The organism is Nocardiopsis moroccensis (assembly GCF_055763695.1).
In genome coordinates, this window is sequence record NZ_CP199747.1 from 3,759,352 (window position 1) to 3,781,335 (window position 21,984).

The window sequence follows — 21,984 nt, forward strand, 5'->3', positions numbered from 1 at the left end:
GCCGCGGCCACGAACAACGCTGTGGCCCGCCTAGATGGAGGCCTGAGCCCTGAGTAGTACAGAGACGACCACGAAACCCAGCACCACCTTCCGAGACCTGGGCGTCAGCCCCGAGCTCGCCGACGCCCTGGAGGCGGAGGGGATCATCGAACCCTTCCCGATCCAGGAACTGGCCCTGCCGATCGCGCTGCACGGAAGCGACATCATCGGACAGGCGCGTACCGGAACCGGCAAGACCCTCGCCTTCGGTCTGCCCCTGCTCCAGCGGGCGCAGGAGAAGCCGGGTTCGGCCAAGCGACCGCGCGCCCTGGTCGTGGTTCCCACCCGTGAGCTGGCCATCCAGGTGGCCGCCGACCTGACCACCGCGAGCAAGCGCAGCAGCGGCCGCATCCTGACCGTCTACGGCGGCCGCTCCTACGAGCCGCAGATCAACGGCCTCAAGGAGGGCGTCGACGTCGTCGTCGGCACCCCCGGCCGCCTGCTGGACCTGGAGAACCAGAAGCACCTGCGGCTGGACGAGGTCTCGGCGGTGGTCCTGGACGAGGCGGACAAAATGCTCGACCTGGGCTTCCTCCCCGACATCGAGCGCATCCTCACCAAGATCCCCACCGAACGCCAGGTGATGCTCTTCTCGGCGACCATGCCGAGCGAGATCGTCACCCTCTCGCGCAACTACCTGCGCCAGCCCACCCACGTGCGGGCCGGTGACGACAACGAGATCGACGGCTCGACCATCCCCAGCCGGATCGCCCAGCACGCGTTCCGCACCCACCAGATGGACAAGCCGGAGATGCTCGCCCGCCTCCTGCAGTCCAAGGACCACGGCCAGAGCATGGTGTTCTGCCAGACCAAGCGGGCCTGCGACCGGGTCGCCGGCGACCTCAAGACCCGTGGCTTCGCCGCCGCGGCCGTCCACGGCGACCTGGGCCAGAGCCAGCGCGAGCGCGCCCTGCGCGCCTTCCGCAACGGCAAGATCAACATCCTGGTCGCCACCGACGTGGCCGCCCGCGGCCTGGACGTCGACGACGTGACGCACGTGGTCAACTACGAGACGCCCGACGACGAGAAGACCTACACGCACCGGATCGGCCGGACCGGCCGTGCGGGGCGCACCGGTACCGCGGTCACCTTCGTGGACTGGCAGGAGATGCCGCGCTGGAAGCTGATCAACGGCGCGCTCGGCCTGGACTTCCACGAGCCGGAGGAGACCTACTCCACCTCGCCGAGTTTCTTCGAGGCGCTCAACATCCCCGAAGGGACCAAGGGCAAGCTGGCCGTGGACAAGCGCGGCGAGCACGCCGGCCTGGAGGCCGAGGAGGTCGAGGACATCGGCGACACCGGCCAGCCCCGCGGCGGCGACCGCGGTGGCCGACGGGGCCGCGGTGACCGCAAGGAGGGCCGTGAGCAGGGCGGTCGAGGCGGCGGCGCCGGCTCGGGCGGCCGCAACCGTTCCCGTAAGCGGACCCGGGGCGGCGACAACGCCACCGGGGCCGAGGGCTCGGCGGGCAGGACCGCGGTGAAGTCCGAGAGCCCCGCGAACGGCTCCGAGAAGTCCTCCGACGGGGAGGGCGCCCGCAAGGTCCGCCGTCGTCGCCGCACCCGCGGCGGTGTGCGCCGGGACCCCGAGAACACCTGATCACCGTCGGGTACTCCCGGGCCGGTCCGCCGATCGTCTAGGGTTGCCCGACGTGAGTACACCTGAGTTCCTCGATCTGCCGCCGGGTGTGCGGCACACGGACCTGCGACTTTCGTACGGTCCGGTGGCCGCACTCCGGGCTCTGCCCACGTCCGGCGGCACAGAGTTGGCCCCTGCTGTCCTGGTGCACGGTTTCACCGGCAGCAAGGAGGATTTCATCGCCCTCCTCCAGAGCCTGGCCCAGGCCGGGCGGGAGGTGGTGGCGGTCGACCTGCCCGGGAGCCACCGGTCTCCGGGCCTGGAGACCCTCACCCCGCCTCCGGGGGTCGAACTCCCCGACTACCGGCTCTCCTCGCTGGGACGGGTGGTCACCGAGGTCATGGACCAGGTCGGCGACGGCGGTCCCGTCCACCTGGTGGGGCACTCCTTCGGCGGTCTGGTCTCCCGTGAGGCGGCGCTGACCGAACTCTCCCCGCTGGCCTCCCTCACCCTGATGTGCTCCGGTCCCGGACCGTTGAGCGGCCAGGGTGCGGCCCGGACCCGCAACCTCATCGCCGCGCTCTCGATGGCCCCCACCACCGAACGCCTCCGCGAACTGTGGGACGAACGCTTCGAGCTCGAGGCCCGTTCCCGAGCGGTCGGCCCCGAGATGCTCGCGTTCTTGCGCGACCGGTTCGTCAACAGCAGTGCGCTGGCTCTCGTCCGCATGGCCGAGGATCTGCTGGGCGCCCCGGACCGGGTCGAGGAGCTGGCCGAGGTGGACGTGCCCAAGCTGGTGCTCTACGGCGAGAACGACGACGCCTGGCCGCTGGCCGAGCAGGACGAGATGGCGGAGCGGCTGGGTGCTCGGCGCCTGGTGGTCCCCGGCGCGGGACACTCCCCCAACGTCGAGGCCCCGGAGACCACGTCCAGCGCGCTGACGTCCTTCTGGAACGAGACGGAGTCCGTCGGCCGCCGCTGACCCGCAACGCCGTGGAACCGCCGTGCCGCCGCCCCGGGAGGGGACGGCGGCACGGCGGTTCGTCCTGGTGACCCGGGGGCCTCGGGGTCAGACCCAGGAGTCGAAGTTGCGGCTCTCGGCCTCGACGGTGGTGGAGGGGCCGCGGTCCGGGAGGATCCGGGTGTCCGGCGGCAGCGACAGCAGGTTCTCGCCGATGGAGGCGAGCTGCGTCGTGTAGTCGATGTAGGTGTTGCCGACCATGCCGGGTTCGCCCTTGCGCAGGGTGTCACCGCTGAACACGGCGCCGAGCTGGCTCACGTAGAAACCGACGGTGCCGCTGGCGGTACCGGGCAGGGCCAGGACGTCGATGTGCAGGTCGCCGATGTCCAGGGCGCCCTCGCCCTCCACGTCGATCTCGGGACGGTGCTCCGCGCCGTGGATGCGGCGCCAGGCACGCATCTCACGGGGGTGCAGGGCGATGTCCGCCTCGGTCTCCTCCGCGATGGCCAGCGCGGCCCCGATGTGGGGGCTGTAGGCGTTGGTGCAGGCCACGAGGTAGACCTCGCGGTCACCGACGGCCTTCATGATCGCCTCGGCGTCGTGGGCGGGGTCGATGACCACGACCCCCTCCTTGTCCGCCTCGATGATCCAGGTGTTGCTGATGACGTCGAACTTCTCGCCGTCGAACTCGAAGGTTCCGGCGGTGCGCACACGGGTGATGCCGTCGGTGTCGGGGCCGGTCACACCGACCTCCTCGACCTCTTCGTCCTCGGACTCGGCGGCGGTCTCCGAGGGGTCCTCGTCCGACTCCGCGTCGTCGGCCTCGTCGCTCTCCCCGGCGTCCCCGGCGCTGCCGTCCTCGGCCGCGGCGCCCTTGTCCTCGGGCTCAGCCCCGGTCGCGGCGTCCTTGTCCTCGGACTCGGCCCCGGTCACGGCCGCCTCGTCCTCGGTCTCCTCGGTGGTGTCCTCCGCGACCTCCGCAGCGGAATCGGTGGCCTCCTGGCCGTCCTGCTTCTTCGACTTCCGCTTCCAGAACACGGCGTCAGACCTTTCGTCCGGTATGGGTAGTAAAACGCTGCGACTATTGTCGCGCTCCCGCGCAGTGGTCCGTACCGTACCGAATCCCGGGGAGCGGCGCCCTCTCAGCCCTTGATCAGGGGTACCCCGGTGGCCGGGGCGATGAGCTCGTCGAACGCCTCCGGGGAGGTCGTCCGGCAGCCCATCCGGTGACCGGTGAGGACCCCGTGGTCGTCGCTGGATCCGGTGACCACCACTCCGAGGTCGGCGGCGACCCCCCGCCAGAACTTCGTCTGCGGCCGGTTGTGCGAGGGGTGGTCGGCCTCGATGCCGCCCAACCCGGCCTCGGCCATCCGTTCGGCCAGTTCCACCGGGACCGCCCCGTTGGTGGCCCCCTCCGCGCGGGCGGGGTGCGCCAGTGTGCACACCCCGCCGGCCTGGCGGACCAGCTCCACCGCACGGACCGGGTCGATCGCGTACCGCGAGGCGTACGCGGGCCCGCCGGACCCGATCCACCGGTCGAAGGCGTCCTGCACGTTCCGGGCGGCCCCCGCCTCCACCACGGCGCGCGCCAGGTGTGGCCTGCCGATGGTGTTGGCGTCGGCGTACTCGTCCTGTCCGGCCCCGGCGATCTCCAGGACCCGCTCCCAGGTCACCTCCACGCCGTGCGCCTGAAGCTTGTACACCATCTCCTCCGCGCGGGAGGCACGGTCGGAGCGGACCCGGCGCAGTTCGGCGTCGAGCCCCGGAGAGTCCGGGTCGAACAGGTAGGAGACCAGGTGGACGCTGGACCCCTCGTAGGCGCAGGACAGCTCCATCCCCGGGACCAGGGTGAAGTCGGGGGGCAGGTGTCTGGCGGCCTCCTCGATCCCGCCGACCGTGTCGTGGTCGGTCAGGGCGAGTACGTCGAGTCCGGCGGCGACCGCGTACGCGATGACCTCGGCTGGGGCGTCGGTCCCGTCGGAGACCGAACTGTGGGAGTGCAGGTCGATACGTGTCACCGGGCGATTGTACGTAAGTCGAGGCGCTCGCGCTCGGGCCGGGCCGGGCCGAGCGGTCGGATCACTCCGGCTCCTCCCGCGGCGCCAGGACCCGGCTCAGGAAGGGGCTGGGCGCCCCGTACGGCGGTTCCAGGGCCACACCCCCGTCCTGCATGTCACGCAGGTCCCGCAACGATTTGACCTCGCACATCAGCATGCCGGTGTCGGCGGAGGCGAAGACCAACCACAGCCAGTCGGCGAGCGCCTCCCCGGCGTAGACGGCCCGGTCCCGGCCCACGTCCAGGTTCCACAGGGCCATCTCGTGGCCGTCGAACCGTACCTTGGCGTCGGGTGGTCCGGAGTCGAACCCGTTGCCGGGATCGGGACCCTCCAACCCCGCGATGCGGGCTCCGAGGCCGATCCCGGGGTCCTCCGCGACGATGACGGCCTCGCCGACGCCGCCGAGCGGATTCGGCCCGGACAGGGCCACTGCCACGGCCAGCGAACCGCTGCGTTCGTCCCCGGCCTCGGCGAACCCGGTGACCACCCATCCCGCCGGCAGCGGCCAGGGGATCCACACCGGGACCCGGACCTGTGGAAGGAGGGTCTCAAGCGCGGCGGCACCCGGGGCGCGTATCCCCTGGAGGGGCGCCACCGGTCCGTGGGCGTCGCACTGCCAGGCGCTGGTCCACAACCCCGGGGGTTGTACGGTGCGCCCGCAACGTGGACACGAGGGCTCGGGTCTCATGTTCTACGGGTCTACCCGAGTGGGGACCAGCGAAAACGCGGAGCGGGCGGGGTGCCGTTCGCACTCCGCCCACTCCGGAACCGGGAGGGCGCTCGGCCCCCCGAGGCGTCCTACTGCTGCTGACGCTTCTTGTTCGCGGCGATCCGGCCGCGCTCCTTCTGGTCCAGGATGACCTTGCGGATGCGGACGTTCTCGGGGGTCACCTCGACGCACTCGTCCTCGCGGCAGAACTCCAGGGCCTGTTCGAGGGAGAGCTTGCGCGGCGGCACCAGGCGGACGAGCTCGTCGCCGGTGGCCGAACGCATGTTGGTGAGCTTCTTCTCCTTGGTGATGTTGACGTCCATGTCGTCGGAACGGGAGTTCTCCCCGACGATCATGCCCTCGTACACCTCGGTGGTGGGCTCGACGAACAGCGTGCCGCGCTCCTGGAGGTTGAACATCGCGAACGCCACGGCCACACCCGCGCGGTCGGCCACCAGAGAGCCGTTCGGGCGGGTGCGCAGGTCACCGAACCAGGGCTCGAACTTCTCGAAGACGTGGTGGGCGATACCGGTACCGCGGGTCTCGGTGAGGAACTCGGTACGGAAGCCGATGAGGCCGCGGGAGGGAACCAGCCAGTCCATCCGCACCCAGCCGGTGCCGTGGTTGACCATGTTCTCCATCCGGCCCTTGCGGACGCTGAGCAGCTGGGTGATGGCGCCCAGGTAGTCCTCGGGGGCATCCACCGTCAGCCGCTCGACCGGCTCGTGCACCTTGCCGTCGATGGTGCGGGAGACCACCTGCGGCTTGCCGACGGTCAGCTCGTAGCCCTCGCGGCGCATCTGCTCGACCAGGATGGCCAGCGCCAGCTCGCCGCGGCCCTGCACCTCCCAGGTGTCGGGGCGCTCGGTGGGCAGGACCCGCAGGGAGACGTTGCCGATGAGCTCCTTCTCCAGGCGGTCCTTGACCAGGCGCGCGGTGACCTTGGAGCCCTTGACCTTGCCGACCAGCGGCGAGGTGTTGGTACCGATGGTCATGGAGATGGCGGGCTCGTCCACCGTGATGAGCGGCAGCGGAACCGGGTTCTCCAGGTCGGCGAGGGTCTCGCCGATCATGATGTCCTCGATACCGGCGATGGCCGCGATGTCACCGGGGCCGGCCATCTCGGCGGGCTTGCGCTCCAGGCCGTCGGTCATCAGGAGCTCGGTGATCTTGACCTGCTGGACGGTGCCGTCGGTGCGGATCCACGCGACCTGCTGGCCCTTGCGGAGCTCGCCCTCCTGGACCCGGACCAGGGCCAGACGGCCGAGGAAGGGGGAGGCGTCCAGGTTGGTGACGTGGGCCTGCAGCGGCGCGCCGGGGGTGTACTTGGGGGTCGGAATGGTGTCCAGGATGGTGCTGAACAGGGGGACGAGGTTGTCGTTCTCGGGCACCTCGCCGTTGCCGGGGCGCTCCAGGGAGGCCTTGCCGTCACGGGCGCAGGTGTAGACGATCGGGAACTCGATCTGCGACTCGTCGGCGTCCAGGTCCATGAACAGTTCGTAGGTGTCGTCCACGACCTCGGCGATACGGCTGTCGGGCCGGTCGACCTTGTTGATGACGAGGATGACGGGGAGCTTGGCCGCCAGCGCCTTGCGGAGCACGAAGCGGGTCTGCGGGAGCGGGCCCTCACTGGCGTCGACGAGCAGGACGACACCGTCGACCATCGACAGCCCTCGCTCGACCTCGCCGCCGAAGTCGGCGTGGCCGGGGGTGTCGATGATGTTGATGACCACGTCATCGCCCTCGGGCGTGGTGTAGTGCACCGCCGTGTTCTTCGCGAGAATGGTGATGCCCTTCTCGCGCTCCAGGTCGTTGGAGTCCATCACACGGTCGTCGACGTCCTGGTTCTCCCGGAAGACACCGGACTGCCAGAGCATGGCGTCAACGAGGGTCGTCTTGCCGTGGTCGACGTGAGCCACGATGGCGACGTTGCGCAGGTCACTGCGGCGGGCGGAGCCCTCGACGGGCGTAGCGCTGGACATGCTTAAGTCTCGATCTCCTGTACTGGGTAGAGACCGCAGAGTGCCACGGCCCGTTGCCAGTTTATGCGGTCATAGTGGTCTGGTTGGGAAACGTACAGGTCACCCCGGTTAGTTTGGTCACCCCGGAGCCCGCCCCGGCAGGGCGTCGCACGTCTCCCGAAAGCCGCCTCAGACGGGGCTCTCCTGTGCTCGGAGCAGCGGGGTGAGCGGCCCCAGGAAGGGGACGTCGGCGGGCATCCAGTCGATTCCGTGCAGGCCGCCGGAGGCGACCCAGCGGAGTGCCAGGTGTTCCAGGGCCTGTGGTTCCCCGACCCGGAGGTCGGCCCGCAGCAGCCGCAGGAAGGCCGGACGGGAGTGCCGTTCGGCCAGTTCGGGCAGGGGAACGTCGTCCCCGACCTGTTCGAGGGGTCGGACGGTCACGCCCAATTCCTCCCGGCACTCCCGGACCAGCGCCTCGGCGGGACTCTCCCCGGGTTCGGCCTTGCCGCCGGGAAACTCCCACCGTCCGCGTACGGCCCGGGGTTCGGCGCGTTGGGCGGCGAGGACGTGTCCGTCCCGGATGATGGCCGCGCCCACCACGATCAGTGTCTGTCGCACGAGACACCAGCCTAGGGGCTGCGGGGGAACCGCGGGCCGGCGGTTCCGGGTTGCCCGGGCCGGAGGGGACCGTCCTGGCACGCGGACTCCGCGGAGCGGAACCAACGAAGATCCCCGCGCTTTCCGCGTCCCGAAACGGGCGTCGCGTGCGGTTCCGGACCATCAGCCGAACGGCTGGCCCTCCTCCGCGGGGGCTCGGCACAGCCGGTGGGCGAGGGCGGTGTGCCTGCGCCCCGAGGAGGCGTTGCGGACCGCCTGGGCCAGCGCCCGACGGGAACCGACCAGGACCACCAGCTTCTTGGCCCTGGTGATGGCGGTGTAGAGCAGGTTGCGCTGCAGCATCATCCAGGCGGACGTGGTGACGGGGACGACCACGGCCGGGTACTCGCTGCCCTGGGAGCGGTGCACGGTGATGGCGTAGGCGTGGGTGAGCTCGTCGAGTTCGGCGAAGTCGTAGCTGATCTCCTCGTCCTCGTCGGTGCGCACCGACACCTCCTGGGCGAGAGGATCGATACCGGTGACCACCCCGAGGGTGCCGTTGAAGACCCCGTTCTCCCCCTTCTCGTAGTTGTTGCGGATCTGGGTGACCTTGTCACCGACCCGGAAGACCCGGCCGCCGAACCGGCGCTCCGGCACCCGTTCCCCGGGCGGGGTCACCGCCGCCTGGAGTTCCGAGTTGAGGTTGGCGGCCCCGGCCGGTCCGCCCTTCATCGGGGTGAGTACCTGGACGTCGCGGCGCGGGTCGAGGCCGAAACGGCGGGGGATGCGCCGGGCGACCACGTCGACGGTCATCGCCGCGGCGTCCTCGGTCTCCTCGCAGGGAAACAGGAAGAAGTCGGCCATCCCCTGGAACCGGGGCGGCTCCCCCTGGTTGACGCGGTGCGCGTTGGTGACCACGCCGGACTGCTGGGCCTGGCGGAACACGTGGGTCAGGCGCACGTTGGGGACGGGGGAGTCCTCGTCCAGCAGGTCGCGCAGAACCTGTCCGGCGCCCACGGACGGCAGCTGGTCGACGTCGCCGACGAACAGCAGGTGCGCGCCGGGCGGAACCGCCTTGACCAGCTTGTTGGCCAGGATCAGGTCGAGCATGGATGCCTCGTCGACCACCAGGAGGTCGCAGTCGAGCGGGTTGTCCCGGTCGTGTGAGGCCTCGCCGCCGGGCCGCAGGGCGAGGAGCCGGTGCACGGTGGAGGCCTCGAAGCCGGTGAGCTCGGTGAGGCGTTTGGCCGCGCGTCCGGTCGGGGCGGCCAGGATGATCTTCGCGTCCTTGACCCTGGCCATGGTGACGATGGAGGCGACCGTGAAGGACTTGCCGCAGCCGGGACCCCCGGTGAGCACGCACACCTTCCGGGAGAGGGCCTCACGGACCGCGAGCCGCTGGGCCTCGGCGAGCGAGGAGCCGGTACGCCGGTCGAGCCATTCCAGGGCCGCGGGCCAGTCGACGTCGGCGAAGGCGGGCATGCGTTCCTCGGGCGTGTGGAGCAGGGCGCGCAGCCCGGAGGCCAGTCCCATCTCGGCCCGGTGGAAGGGCAGCAGGTAGACCGCGCGGACCGGTTCCCCCTCGGGCCCCGGAACGGTCTCGCGGACGATGCCCTCGGCGGCCACGAGTTCGGCCACGCACTCGATGACCAGGCCCGCCTCCACCTGGAGGATCTTCACGGCGGCGGAGATGAGCCGTTCCTCTGGCAGGTAGCAGTGCCCGTCGTTGCTGGACTCGGAGAGGGTGAACTGGATCCCCGCCATGACCCGCTGGGGGCTGTCGTGGGGGATACCGACCGCCTGGGCGATGGTGTCGGCGGTCTTGAAGCCGATCCCCCACACGTCCGAGGCCAGCCGGTAGGGCTCCTTCTGGACCACCTCGACGGAGGCGTCGCCGTACTTCTTGTAGATGCGCACCGCCAGGGAGGTGGTGACCTGGACGCCCTGGAGGAAGACCATGACCTCCTTGATGGCTTTCTGCTCCTCCCACGCGGCGGCGATGAGCGCGGTGCGCTTGGGGCCCAGCCCGGGGACCTCGATGAGGCGTTCGGGCTCCTCCTCGATGACGTCGAGGGCGTCGGTGCCGAAGTGCCCGACGATCCGCTCGGCCATCTTCGGCCCGATCCCCTTGATCAGCCCGGAGCCGAGGTAGCGGCGGATGCCCTGGACCGTGGCGGGCAGCACGGTGGTGTAGTCGTCCACGTGGAATTGGCGGCCGTACTGGGGGTGCGAGCCCCAGCGGCCGCGCAGGCGCAGCGCCTCGCCCGGCTGGACCCCCAGCAGGGAGCCGACGACGGTGAGCAGGTCGTTGCCGCCACGCCCGGTGTCCACCTTGGCGACGGTGTAGCCGGTCTCCTCGTTGGCGTAGGTGATCCGCTCCAGGACCCCCTGGACCACCGCCGACCGGGGGGCGGCGGGATCGGGTGCGGCTGGCACTGTGTACCTTCGTCCTCTCTCAGCTCCGGGCGCCGGTCTCGGGGGCGTCGTACCCCAGGACCGCCAGCACCCGGTCCCGGTCCGCCCGGCGCAGGCTGCGGGCGACCAGGACGTAGGAGTGCCTGAGCATCTCCACGAGTTCGTCGTCGGGCACGGTGCCGTCCAGCAGCACCGAGTTCCAGTGTCGCTTGTTCATGTGCCGGCCGGGGGTGAGGGCCGGGTACCGTCCGCGCAGCTCCAGGGCGAGTTCGGGGTCGCACTTGAGGTTCACCGTGGCGGGTTCCCCCTCGGAGCCCCCGGTGAGCAGGGCGAACATCTTCTGTCGGGCCACCTTGTACACGAGGGGCCCCGGGCCGAAGGGCTCGCTCTCCTCGGACTCGGGGAACCACAGGGCCGCGTCGATGAACTGTTCCGGTGTCACGTTCTTCTCCCCCTGTCGCTGGCCCCTCCGAGACTGCCAGAGGGTACCGACCTTCGGCAGCCCGTCCGCCGACCTGTGGACGGCCCTCCTGCGCAGGCCCCTCAGGCCGGCGCCGCCTCCAGCTCCCGGACCCGCTCCTCGGCACGGGCAAGGTCGGCCAGCAGGTCGATCAGGCCCAGGACGTGCTCGTCCGGGTCGGTCAGCCCCTCGAGCTCCGCCCGGCGGAGGCTGTACCCGGCCAGCTCCCGGGCCAGCTCCCACTCCTGTCCGGCCAGCGCCGCCGGGTCCGCGGAGCCGTCGACCACCCGCTGGACCCGCAGCAGGAGCCCGCGGGAGACCGGGTCGAGCGCGGCGGGGGCGAGGCAGCGCTTCGCGTGCCTGCGCAGGACCTCGCCGGGGGCGCGGGCCTGCCTCGCACGCCGGTAACGGTGGATCGCGCCCACGGCCGCCCATTCCGCCACGAGTATGAGCACGATCAGGGTGAGGGTGACGGGCAGGCCGTGGTCGTACAGGTACCGATCGACGAGGAAGGCGCCCACGGGCGGCAGGAGGAGACCGGCGCCGACGGCGTACCTGGCCGGGGCGGACAGCGGTTCACCGCGCCGGAACGCCCGGGCTCCCGCCCGCAACTGTGCCTCCGCCTCCCGTACCCGGGCCAGTTCCTCCGGGGTCAGCTCGGGCGAGCAGGTGAGTCTCCCGCCCTCCGTTTCCCGGTCCGGGGATCCGGACGCGGTCGCCAACCGGTGGAGTTCCAGGCCGTGTCCGGTGAGTACGAAGTCGCCGTTCCCGTCGTGTGCGGCCGCCCCCTCCCGGATCAGCATCTCGCGGGCCGAGGGGTCGGCCTCGTACGGGGCCAGCCGCCCCTCGTCGCCGGGCAGGGGGAAGGCGCCGAGCACCGCCTGCAGTAGCCAGGGGGTCAGCTGAACGATGTGGCCGTCGGGGAACGTGAGCTTCATGGGGGTCCTCGTTGTCGATTTCGACAGGGACTTCCTACCACTCCACCGTCCGACCCCGGAATCGAACGGGCCCGGGAAAGGCGGACACCGGTACGGAAGAGGAGTGAACGGGGAGAATCCGGGGATAGGACCCGGCAGATCCCTCCCCACAGCCGGTTGGAGTACCCATGAAGGCGCGCGGTGTACGCAGACTCGCCCCGCTCGAACCGGGGGACCCCCGCGAGATCGGCGGGCACCGGGTGCGCGGGCGTGTGGGTTCGGGCGGCATGGGAACGGTCTACGCCGCCGACTCCCCCGGGGTGAACGGCTACCTCGCGGTGAAGGTCGTCCACCCGGAGCAGGCCCGCGACCAACGGTTCCGGGAGAGGTTCGCGCACGAGGCCCGGCTGCTGTCGAGGGTCAACAGTCCGGCGGTGGCGCGGTTCGTCCGCGCCGACGTGGGAGCCGAACCGCCGTGGATGATCACCGAGTACGTACCGGGCCCCACCCTGCGGCACCACGTGGAGAGGTTCGGGCGGCTGCGCGGCGGCATGCTCCTCGGGGTGGCCGTCGGGGTGGCCGAGGCCCTGCGCGCGATCCACTCGGCGGGGGTCGTGCACCGCGATCTCAAACCGAGCAACGTGGTGCTGTCCGGGCAGGGCCCCAAACTGCTGGACTTCGGGATCGCGCACCCCGTCGAGGACCCCGACCCCACGAAGTGGATCCGGCTGCGCCGGATGCGGCGGGCCTACCGGGACCTCAAACTGCCCTCACCGGAGGCCCTGGCCGACGAGCGCCCCACCCGGCAGCGCGACAGCCTGGGCACCCCCGGGTGGATGAGCCCCGAGCAGTACCAGCACCAGCCCACGACCCAGCGGTCCGACGTGTTCCTGTGGGGGGCGACGGTCGCCTTCGCCTCGGCGGCGCACGACCCGTTCGGTAGGGCGGCGCCGAAGGAGATGGCCCGCAGGGTCATGTTCGAGGAACCGGACCTGCAGCACCTGCCGCGCGGGCTGGAGAGGCTGGTGGTGGCGGCCATGAGCAAGGACCCTGAGGACCGGCCCGACTCCGGGGAGCTGCTCCGTGCCGCCCTGGCCCTGGAGGGCCCCGCGGGCGGGGTACGGGCACCCTCCGGCACGGACGGCGGGGCAGCCGCCGGGACCGGTGCCGGGGCGGTGCGCGGCTTGCTGGACCGCCAGTGGACCAGGGTCGCGGTCCGGGCGCCGCTGCCGCCGCGGGAGGGCGGCCTCTTCGGCCGCGCGGGCGGAGCGGTTCAGAGCAGCCCGTAGTAGGCGCGGCTCTCCTTGGCCCACATGAAGCCGATCATGGTGACGGCGAAACCGAGCGGCACGATCGAGAGCACGTCTCCGGAGAGCAGGCTCCACAGCAGGATGAGCCCGGCAAGGCCCTGGAACAGCACGACGCCCCAGAAGACCCCCACGGTGCGGTTGCGCAGCCGGCCGGCGAGGAAGGTGGACAGGGCCCCGTACGCCCCGGTCACCAGCGCCATGACGACCATGAGGGAACGCATCAGGTCGGCGTCCATGGACCAGGCCACGCCCTGCTCCGCGGCGAGGGCGGCCTGTTCGTCCAGGGCCTCGTTCATCGCCTCGGTCGGCGCGGCCAGGCCCATCACGCAGAGCAGGGCGAGCAGGATCCCGCAGACACCGCCGATGAACATCAGGGTGCGGACCGTGGACACCCGCCCGGGCATCGGCGCGTCGGGGCGGAGCGCCTCCAGGTGGGGTTCGATGCCGGGCATCCCCCGCTGTGAGGGGATCCCGCCCTGTCCCGCGTCGGGGTCATACGGGTCCTGGCCAGAGGGAAACACGGACGTCCTCCGAGGGGAATCGAGCCGACGGTCCCCTCCATGGTAGGGCGTGCGGTCGTGGCGGCGTGGGCCCGGAACACCATACGTCGGGAGTTACGCCCGAAAAAGATCACACCGCGCAACCGGAAGTCTCCCAGGGTGACGCCGGGCGACACGCCGGAGACGGGGAACCTTCGAGCGCACAGGAGATTCTGCGAATCGTAACCCTGCGGCCCGTGCCCCAACACCCGTCCCCCTCTAGGGTGAACGAACTCCGCCCCCACCCTCCCCAGGGCGGCTTTCCCGCACGATCCCCCAAAGGAGTCACAGCAGACATGTCCAGACTCGTGCGCGCATCCGGCGCACTGCTCCTGACGGGCGCTCTGGTGGTGCCCTTCGCCCCGGCGGCCGGCGCGTCCGCGCCCATGGACACCCCCGGCGAGGCGGCCTTCACTCTCACGGTCCTGCACGGGAACGACCCCGAGTCAGCCCTCCTGCACGCCTCCGGCGAACCGGACTTCGGCGGAGCCGCGCGCTACACGACGCTGCTCCACCAGCTCCGGGACAGCGAGAACGCCGGCACCGGCGCGGGGGCCGACGAGGCCGAGGACCGCGGCGTGGTCACCGTCAACTCCGGCGACCTGTACCTTCCCGGACCCGAGTTCGCCGCCTCCCAGGAGGAGGGCGCCCCCTTCTACGACGCGGTCGCCACCTCCCACGCCGAGTACGACGCGGTCGCCATGGGCAACCACGAGTTCGACTTCGGCCCCGACCTGTACGCCGAGTTCATCGGTGAGCTCGGCGAGGACACCACGGTGGTCGCCGCGAACGTGGACGTGTCCGGCGAGCCCGGGCTGGCCGCGCACGAGGCCTCGGGCCGGATCGCCCCCAGCACCGTCGTCCGGGTGCAGGACGAGCAGGTCGGCGTCGTCGGGGCGCTCTACCCACAGCTGGCCTCCATCTCCAGCCCGCGCGACGTGGTGGTGAACGAGGTCGTCGGCCCGGTCCAGGCCGAGGTCGACCGGCTGACCGAGGAGGGCGTCGACAAGATCATCCTCATCTCCCACCTGCAGAACATCACCTACGAGGAGCGGGTCGCCCAGGAGCTGACCGGCGTCGACGCCGTGGTCTCCGGCGGCGGCCACGAGGTGATGGCGGACGAGGACGAGGCCCTGGTCCCCGGCGACGAGGTCACCGTCCACCCGGGCACCGGCGACCCCCTCTCCTACCCGCTGCTCACCGAGGACGCGCAGGGCGACGAGGTCCCGATCGTGACCGCGGGCTCCGACTACAAGTACGTCGGCCGTCTGGTGATCAACTTCGACGCCGAGGGCGGCCTGGTCTCCGTCAGCGACCGTTCCGGACCGGTCGTGGTCGACGACTCCGTCGAGCCGCACCCCGAGGTCGACGCCCAGGTGACCAAGCCGGTCGCCGACCACGTCGCCGCACTCTCCGAGACCGAGGTGGCGCAGAGCGAGGTGGCCCTGGACGGGACCCGGGACCCGGGCGTGCGCACCCAGGAGACCAACCTGGGCAACCTGATGGCGGACTCGCTGCTGGACACCGGTGTGCGCAACGCCGAGGAGTACGGCGTCCCCGAGCCGCAGATCGGTATCCAGAACGGCGGCGGTATCCGTAACTCCTCGGTGATCCCGGCAGGTCCGGTGACCGCGCTCGACACCTACTCGATCGCCGCCTTCGCCAACCAGGTCGCGGTGGTCCCGGAGATCCCCCGGACGCAGGTCAAGGAGCTGTTGGAGCACGGAGTCTCCGCGGCGCCCGCCGCCGACGGCCGGTTCATGCAGGTCGCCGGGGTGAACTTCGCCTACGATCCCGACAACACCGCCCAGGAGGTCGACGGCGACGGGGAGGTGCTCACCCCCGGTGAGCGCGTGCGCAGCGCCGTCCTGCACGACGGCACGGTGCTCGTCGAGGACGGCGAGGTCGTGGACGGCCCGGGCATCACGATCGCGACCATCGACTTCTCCGCCTCCGGCGGCGACATGTACCCCTTCCGCGGCGCCGACTTCACCGTGGTGGGCTCGACCTACCAGGGCGCTCTGGAGCGCTACCTCACCGAGACCCTCGACGGTGCCGTGACCGCGGCGGACTACCCCGAGGGCGGTTCCGGCCGCATCGTGGTCGGCGAGCAGGCCACCGAGCCCCCCGGTGACGGGGACGGTTCGCCCACGGACCCGCCGGAGTCGCCGGAGCCGACGGACGGCCCCACCGACGGGCCGACGGACGGTCCCACCGACGGGCCGACCGACCCCGACGAGCACAAGCCCGGTCGTCCCGACGACAAGGACGGCGACAAGGGTTCCCTGCCGGTGACCGGTAGCGCCCTGACCGGCCTGGTCCTGGTCGCCGCGATCGCCGTGGCCGCCGGTGGCAGCGCCATCTACCTGAGCCGTAGGCGCAGGACGGCCGCGGACACCGGGGAGGGTGACGCCTGATCCCGCTGTCCGGTCACCGGTAGGTCCGGGACAGGACGACGAACGCGGGCCCGTCCGAGCGGCTGCTCGGACGGGCCCGCGCCGTGTCCGGGGACGCCTCAGCAGCGGGGGAGGCCCTCGATCGGTTGCCAGGGCTCGTTGTCCCGGAAGGCCGTGGCACTGACGAAGACGTCCCGGTTGCCGGTGTCGTCGTCGGTCAGCGCCCACCAGGTCGAGTAGCCCTCACCGTCGGTGTGCGGCTCGCCCTCGACCTGGCAGAAGAAGTAGTGCCGCCCCGCCCACAGCCAGCCGCTCGTGGGGTAGCGGCTCCCCTGTGACCAGTAGGTCCGGGCGTCGCGCCAGGTGGAGTAGTAGTGGCGGTGGGAGAGGGACTGGGACCGGGCGTTCGGGCCGGCGGGGGCCGCCCCTTCCGTCTTCCGTGCCCCGGCCACGCCGGACTCGGCCGCGCCGGACTCGGCGGTGCCGGGAGCAGCGCCGGGGCCGGCACCCTCCGCTGCTGCCGGTGCCACGAAGGCGACCGGAAGCACCAGGGCCAGGGCGAGGGTGGTCAGCAGGCCCGGACCGCGCGCGCCACGCGCTTCGGCCCCTCCCGCCCGTTCCGTGCCCCGGCGGGCCCGCGGTTCCGCTCGCCTTACCGTCGTACTGCTTTTCGCCGTACTACTGCTGCGCGCCATCGCTGCTCCTCGCGTGCCCCGCCCGGACCGGCTCAGGTGTCCGAGATGAGTGGACAGGTCCGGTGAGGGTCCGGGTCCCGGGGCCCGCCAACCGTCACCAACACCCCATTATTACCCAGTGTGATCAATTGGGCACGCATCGACCCGGGGTGTGGCGGGAGCCGGCGTCAGCACCCGGCGAACTCCTCGGTGTCGCCGGCCATGGCGTCCCGTGCGGACTGCTCCATGCTGCCGCCCTCGAACCAGATGAACACGATGTGGCAGGCGTTCTGCGCGTCGACCATGTCGTTGTCGTCCTCCGCGATCTGGGCTGTCAGGCCCGTGACGACGATCGAGGCCACCAGGACGTCCTCGAAGGCGATGACCCGGACGAGATCGGTGTGCACGGCACTCGTGCAGGCGAAGGCGTCCTCCTCGTCCACGCACAGTTCACCGGTGATGTCTACGCCCTCCCGGAGTCCGTGGTCCCCGCTCAGCTCCGCGACCACGTCCCCGGCCGAGACCTTCTCCGGTGGCTCCTCCGCGGGAGGTTCGCTCGGCTCCCCGGTGGTCTCCGGAGGCGGGAGGGGGGGTCGGGTCGGGCTCGGGGACTCCTCCGGCGAGGGCGCGGCCGACGGGGAGGCGGAGGGTTCGGCGGCCCCCTCACCCCGACCGGCCGCGATCCGGTCGGTGAGCGCCCCGGTGAGCGCGAGTCCGCCGCCGAGGAAGGACGCCCCGGCCAGCACCGCGATCACGGAGAGCACCGCGAGCAGCCCGGTCCCGTACCTGCCCGAGGGCGGAGGGGCCGGGGGTCCGGCGGGCGGGTGGTTCTGCGGCGGCCCCGGCGGAGGACCCTGCGGCGGAAGTCCGAATTCTCCTCCGCCGGGCGGCGGGTTGGGGTTCACGTGCGGGCTCCTCCGTGTCCGGGAAACGTCTCTCGGGGCGCATGGGAACACCCTCTCGAACCAGCTTCCCAGTTTCACCAAGAACGTGCAAAGAAAAGGCCCATGGTGGCCAATTGTACTATTTGACCGATATGTGATTAGCGTATTTTCGGCCAACCTTGGGCCATCCGGCGCGCATAATAGGGAAATGCGCCACCCTGGACCTACGATCGGCTCCATGACCTGCGTTTTGCTGGCCGAAGACGATGTCTCGATCTCCGAGCCTCTCGCGCGCGCACTCCGACGCGAGGGTTACACGGTAGACGTGACCGTCAACGGCATTGAGACACTCGACCGCGCCCGTGCGGGAGACATCGACCTCATGGTCCTGGATCTCGGGCTACCCGAAATGGACGGCCTTGAGGTGGCACGTCGGCTCCGCGCCGAGGGTCACGGAACGCCGATCCTCATCCTGACCGCCCGCGCGGACGAGGTCGACACCGTCGTCGGCCTCGACGCCGGAGCCGACGACTACGTGACCAAACCCTTCAGACTCGCCGAACTCCTGGCCCGTGTCCGCGCGCTCCTGCGCCGGGGCGGGGCCGAGGTCCCGGTGGTCCACGGGGTCCGGATCGACAACGACTCGCGCCGCGCCTGGCTGGGCGAACGCGAACTGCAACTGACCACCAAGGAGTTCGACCTGCTGCGCGTACTCGTACGCGATGCCGGCAAGGTGGTCACCAGGGAACAGATCATGCGGGAGGTGTGGGACACCAACTGGTGGGGATCGACCAAGACCCTGGACATGCACATCTCCTGGCTGCGCCGCAAACTCGGTGACGACGCCAACCAGCCGTCGTACATCACGACCGTCCGGGGTGTGGGTTTCCGGTTCGAACGAGACTGACCCGGCCTCGGGTTCGACACACTTGCCGGTCGACCGCCCCGGGGTCGGACGGACGTGAGGTGACATGCGCAGGCGGATGGTTTTCTCCACCCTGGTGGTGACCGTCATAGCCGTCATGCTGCTCGGCCTGCCCCTGGGGGCGCTCACCTACAAGCTGGTGCACGACGAGAGCAGCAGGCAGCTTGAGAGCGAGGCCGAGCTGATCGGGGCCGAGAGCGACAACATGCTCGGGCTCCACGGCGAACTGGACCCGATGCGGTTCAGCCGGGAGCACCCGGACCGGTTCATCCGGATCACACCCGCGGACGCGCCCACGGCCGTGACCGCGGGCGACCCGTCGTTGAACCCGGAGGCCGCGGACTCTCCGCACCTGCTCAAAGCCACCGTCACCACCAGTCGCGAGACCCGGGTCGAGGTGTGGGCCAGCAACGAGGACGTGCAGGAGAGCGTGGTCCGGGCCTGGCTCGGGATCGCCTCCCTGTCCCTGCTGGCCATCGGGGTCGCCGTGGGCCTGTCCATGTTCCAGGCCCGCAGGCTCACCCTGCCCCTCGTCGACCTGGCCGCCACCGCCGAACGCCTCGGCTCCGGGGTGACCACACCGTGGGGCCATCGCTACGGCATCCCGGAGGCCGACCGCGTCGCCGAGGTGCTGGACCGCAGCGCCGAACGCATCGCCGGGCTCATCGCCACCGAACGCCACTTCGCCACTGACGCATCCCACCAACTGCGCACCCCGCTGACCGCTCTGACCATGCGGTTGGAGGAGATCATCGCCGAGTCGAACAACCCCGAGGTGGTCCGCGAGGAGGGGGCAGCGGCCCTCGCCCAGACCGAACGGCTCGTGGAAACCGTCGAAAGCCTGCTCGGCCGCGCCCGCAAGAGCCAGAACCCCGAAGTCGAACCGGTGGAACTCGACCCCGTCCTCAACCACCTGCAGGCCGAATGGTCGCCCGTCCTCCAACAGGAGCAACGCAGGCTCCTGGTCACCGGGGACCCCGGGCTGACCGCCATGACCGTCCCCACCGACCTCGCCCAGATCCTGGCGACCCTGGTGGAGAACGCCTACAAACACGGCGCGGGGACGGTGACCATCCGCCGCCTCGACACCGGCCAGTCCGTCCGCGTGGAGGTCAGCGACGAGGGCGAGGGGGTCCCCGATCACCTGTCCGGAAGGATCTTCGAGCGCGAGGTGAGCGGAGGCGGCGGCACCGGCCTGGGCCTGGCCCTGGCCCGTCACATCGCCGAGTCCGAAGGGGCCCGCGTCGAACTGGTGCAGACCAGGCCGACCACCTTCGCGCTCTTCCTGCCCGCCGGAGCCGGCGGGCTGTCGAAGATGACCGGCCCCGTCTGAAGTAGGGCTGCCCCGGGGCCCGGTCAGTTCCCCGTGCCCGCGTGGGCGGCCGAGTCCAGCGGTTTCGGAACCTCACCGCGGACCACCAGGTCGCTCCAGAGGGAGCGCACCCTCTCCAGGGCGTACACCGAGTTCACCTCCGCGCGGGCGCGCTCGCTCTCCTCGCCGAACCGGCCCTCGGAGACCGTCGCGTGGATGGCCTCGGCCATCGCCACCGGGTCGTCGTGGATCCAGTGCGGATCGTAGATGGTGTCCGCTCCCGGCCAGGGCAGCAGCGCGGGGACGCCACCGGAGGCCGCGCACTCGGCGGGCGCCAGGTGGAAGGACTCGTCGTCGCTGGTGGAGAGCACGAACCCTACTCTGCGCAACCAGGTCGCCACGTCCGGGCCGAAGGGGTCGAAGACCACCCCCGACGCGAGCGTGCCGTCACGCTGGATCCGGCGGTAGACGCGCTCGAAGTAGGTGCGCTCCTCCGGCCGGTTCCAGATCCACCAGTACTCCCACGGCTGTTTGGTCTTGACCGAGAGCGTGTAGCGGGGGTCCATGCGGCGCAGCTCCGCGAGCACGTCCAGCCCCCGGTCCAGGCGCTTGCGTGAGGGCGCGATCCCGATCATGCCGAGCGAGTACTCGGCCCCGGCGAGTTTGGGCCGGTCGAGCTGGCGGTCGTCCACCCAGTTGGGCAGGACGACGACCTTGTCGGCGGGCCAGCCGGTGAGCTCGCGGGTGAGGTCGGCGTAGTGCGGGCTCACACACACCACCGCGTCCACCTTCCCGACGTCCAGGCGGCGCGGCCACTCCGCGTACAGCTCGAAGCGGTGCAGGCGGACGATCAACCGCTGGTCGGGGCGCTTCCACTTGGCGTAGAACAGGGCGTTGGGCCCGCACCACTCGCAGATGACGACGTCGGCCCAGGCGGCGAGCTCCCGTGACCGGTACTGGTCGTGGGTGCTCAGCCCCTCCCACTCGTCGATGCGCACGTCGAGCCCCGGCAGCGAGTCCAGGTACTCCGCGAGACGGGTGAAGAACTTCAGGTCGTGACCGGCGATGACGACCTTGAGCGGCAGTTCGGGGTCGGCCCCCTGCGGGGCGGACGGGAGGGCCTCGGCCAGGTAGCCGCGCAACCGCTCGGCGGCCCGTTCCAGGGTGTGCTCGGCCGCCGCCGCCCGGCAGCGCTCGGCGGCCTCCGCGTACACGGCGCGGTCGTGGTAGGCGCGGGCCACCACCGCGGCCACCGAGGAGGCGTCCTCACCGGCGAAGAGCGGGTAGTCCCTGCCGAGCAGGGTCTCGTGCATCGGGGTGCGGTTGAGCACCACCGGCAGGCCCAGCGCCCCCAGCTCCAGGACCTTGGTGGACAGTTCGAGGCTGGCGTCCATGGACGGGTCCCGCCACGAGATCCCGAAGTCGCAGGTGGCGGATTCGCGAAGCGCGTCGGCCCGCGACATGCCGCCGCGCCAGTCCACGTGCGGCGTGCTCTCCAGCGCCCTGCGCATGCGCTTGGCCCAGTCGGCGGGCTCCGCGTGGATCTTGTCGCCGATCATCACCAGTTCGGAATCCACCCCCAGGCGGGCGAGCTCCTCGGGGAGCCCGGTCATCTCCAGGGTGTTCCAGGCGGGTGCGAACTTGCCCGTGTAGGCCAGCCGGGTGCGGGCGTGCGCCTCGCCGTCCGCGGCCACCCCCGGGGGGACCACCGCGACCGGCGGGAAGAGCACCGAACGGCTGCAGGCGGCGGGCACCGTCGACTCCAGGAAGGCCCGCAGCTCCTCGGTCTGGCAGAGGACGAAACGGGAGGCGAGCGCGATCTCGGTGAGCTCCGCGGTGGCCGTCGCGGTCAGTTCGCCGACGCTGTGCGGAAAATCGGTGAGGTAGGTCCACAGGCGACCCGTCAGGGCCTCCTCCTGGGCGGCCAGCCCGGCGAGGCGACGGCCCCGCACGACCACCAGGTCGAAGGGTTTGCGGGCGTGCAGCCCGCCCATCAGCTCCACGGCCTGCTCGGGTGTGAGGCCGCGCGGTCCGAGGTCGGGGAGCATGCGGTCCTCATAGGGGCGCACCACCCGGACCCCCGGGGTCTGCGTGAGCGGCGCCGTGAGCCGATCGGTCCGCACCTGTGCCTTCAACAACAGGGTGACCTCGCATCCGGCCGCGGCCAGGGCCTGCGCCATCGACTGGGCCCAGATGGCCGAGCCGTCGATGATGTTGAGGTCCACGTCCCCGTACAAGAGTGCGCGCGGAGG

General features: G+C 71.1%; 18 protein-coding genes. 6 read left to right on the forward strand and 12 right to left on the reverse strand.

Annotated features, from left to right (window positions below; genetic code table 11):
• Positions 1-127: 127 nt before the first annotated feature.
• Together ACUKCB_RS16690 and ACUKCB_RS16695 are read left to right on the forward strand one after the other, a co-directional pair.
• A complete protein-coding gene (locus tag ACUKCB_RS16690) occupies positions 128-1,636 on the forward strand; it encodes a DEAD/DEAH box helicase (protein WP_473041037.1) in 1,509 nt (502 codons plus the stop codon).
• Positions 1,637-1,688: 52 nt separating this feature from the next.
• Positions 1,689-2,597 (forward strand): alpha/beta fold hydrolase, encoded by a 909-nt coding sequence (locus ACUKCB_RS16695; protein ID WP_473036528.1) that lies wholly within the window; start codon positions 1,689-1,691, stop codon positions 2,595-2,597.
• An 87-nt stretch (positions 2,598-2,684) separates the two neighbouring features.
• Here ACUKCB_RS16695 and ACUKCB_RS16700 read toward each other — a convergent pair whose 3' ends face one another.
• From ACUKCB_RS16700 to ACUKCB_RS16735, 8 genes are all read right to left on the reverse strand, one after another.
• Entirely contained in the window at positions 2,685-3,614 is a 930-nt protein-coding gene (locus tag ACUKCB_RS16700) for an MBL fold metallo-hydrolase (RefSeq protein ID WP_473036529.1), read from the reverse strand.
• A 104-nt stretch (positions 3,615-3,718) separates the two neighbouring features.
• Positions 3,719-4,594 carry a PHP domain-containing protein gene (locus tag ACUKCB_RS16705; RefSeq protein WP_473036530.1) on the reverse strand — a complete coding sequence of 292 codons (876 nt, stop codon included), beginning with the start codon at positions 4,592-4,594 and terminating at the stop codon, positions 3,719-3,721.
• A gap of 61 nt (positions 4,595-4,655) precedes the next feature.
• Positions 4,656-5,321: a DUF6758 family protein gene (locus ACUKCB_RS16710; RefSeq protein ID WP_473036532.1), complete on the reverse strand. Its 666-nt coding sequence runs from the start codon at positions 5,319-5,321 to the stop codon at positions 4,656-4,658.
• A 110-nt stretch (positions 5,322-5,431) separates the two neighbouring features.
• Positions 5,432-7,324, reverse strand: coding sequence for a translational GTPase TypA (gene typA / locus ACUKCB_RS16715; RefSeq protein ID WP_473036533.1), 1,893 nt, complete (start codon positions 7,322-7,324; stop codon positions 5,432-5,434).
• Between the two features lie 168 nt (positions 7,325-7,492).
• A complete protein-coding gene (locus ACUKCB_RS16720; protein ID WP_473036534.1) occupies positions 7,493-7,921 on the reverse strand; it encodes a (deoxy)nucleoside triphosphate pyrophosphohydrolase in 429 nt (142 codons plus the stop codon).
• Between the two features lie 162 nt (positions 7,922-8,083).
• On the reverse strand, positions 8,084-10,336 hold the full coding sequence (recD2, locus tag ACUKCB_RS16725; protein WP_473036535.1) for an SF1B family DNA helicase RecD2: 2,253 nt from the start codon (positions 10,334-10,336) through the stop codon (positions 8,084-8,086).
• Between the two features lie 19 nt (positions 10,337-10,355).
• A complete protein-coding gene (locus ACUKCB_RS16730; RefSeq protein WP_473036536.1) occupies positions 10,356-10,757 on the reverse strand; it encodes an MmcQ/YjbR family DNA-binding protein in 402 nt (133 codons plus the stop codon).
• 101 nt (positions 10,758-10,858) lie between these two features.
• Positions 10,859-11,713 (reverse strand): hypothetical protein, encoded by an 855-nt coding sequence (locus tag ACUKCB_RS16735; protein WP_473036537.1) that lies wholly within the window; start codon positions 11,711-11,713, stop codon positions 10,859-10,861.
• A gap of 167 nt (positions 11,714-11,880) precedes the next feature.
• Here ACUKCB_RS16735 and ACUKCB_RS16740 point away from each other — a divergent pair, with 167 nt between their 5' ends.
• Entirely contained in the window at positions 11,881-12,981 is a 1,101-nt protein-coding gene (locus tag ACUKCB_RS16740; protein ID WP_473036539.1) for a serine/threonine-protein kinase, read from the forward strand.
• Here ACUKCB_RS16740 and ACUKCB_RS16745 read toward each other — a convergent pair.
• Positions 12,966-13,454, reverse strand: a complete 489-nt coding sequence (locus tag ACUKCB_RS16745; RefSeq protein WP_473036540.1) for a hypothetical protein — start codon at positions 13,452-13,454, stop codon at positions 12,966-12,968. The genes ACUKCB_RS16740 and ACUKCB_RS16745 overlap by 16 nt on opposite strands.
• A 383-nt stretch (positions 13,455-13,837) precedes the next feature.
• Between ACUKCB_RS16745 and ACUKCB_RS16750 the strand changes: the two genes are divergently transcribed.
• Positions 13,838-15,958 carry a 5'-nucleotidase C-terminal domain-containing protein gene (locus ACUKCB_RS16750; RefSeq protein WP_473036541.1) on the forward strand — a complete coding sequence of 707 codons (2,121 nt, stop codon included), beginning with the start codon at positions 13,838-13,840 and terminating at the stop codon, positions 15,956-15,958.
• A 98-nt stretch (positions 15,959-16,056) separates the two neighbouring features.
• Here the strand turns inward: ACUKCB_RS16750 and ACUKCB_RS16755 are convergent, their stop codons facing one another.
• The gene (locus tag ACUKCB_RS16755; protein WP_473036542.1) at positions 16,057-16,632 is read right to left on the reverse strand and encodes a hypothetical protein; all 576 of its coding nucleotides are present in this window, start codon (positions 16,630-16,632) and stop codon (positions 16,057-16,059) included.
• A 167-nt stretch (positions 16,633-16,799) separates the two neighbouring features.
• Positions 16,800-17,516: a hypothetical protein gene (locus ACUKCB_RS16760; protein WP_473036543.1), complete on the reverse strand. Its 717-nt coding sequence runs from the start codon at positions 17,514-17,516 to the stop codon at positions 16,800-16,802.
• A gap of 217 nt (positions 17,517-17,733) precedes the next feature.
• Here ACUKCB_RS16760 and ACUKCB_RS16765 point away from each other — a divergent pair, with 217 nt between their 5' ends.
• Both ACUKCB_RS16765 and ACUKCB_RS16770 read left to right on the forward strand, forming a co-directional pair.
• Positions 17,734-18,402 carry a response regulator transcription factor gene (locus ACUKCB_RS16765; RefSeq protein WP_017570862.1) on the forward strand — a complete coding sequence of 223 codons (669 nt, stop codon included), beginning with the start codon at positions 17,734-17,736 and terminating at the stop codon, positions 18,400-18,402.
• Between the two features lie 64 nt (positions 18,403-18,466).
• The gene (locus ACUKCB_RS16770) at positions 18,467-19,753 is read left to right on the forward strand and encodes a sensor histidine kinase (protein WP_473036544.1); all 1,287 of its coding nucleotides are present in this window, start codon (positions 18,467-18,469) and stop codon (positions 19,751-19,753) included.
• Positions 19,754-19,776: 23 nt separating this feature from the next.
• Here the strand turns inward: ACUKCB_RS16770 and ACUKCB_RS16775 are convergent, their stop codons facing one another.
• A complete protein-coding gene (locus ACUKCB_RS16775) occupies positions 19,777-21,969 on the reverse strand; it encodes a glycosyltransferase (RefSeq protein WP_473041038.1) in 2,193 nt (730 codons plus the stop codon).
• Positions 21,970-21,984: the final 15 nt, after the last annotated feature.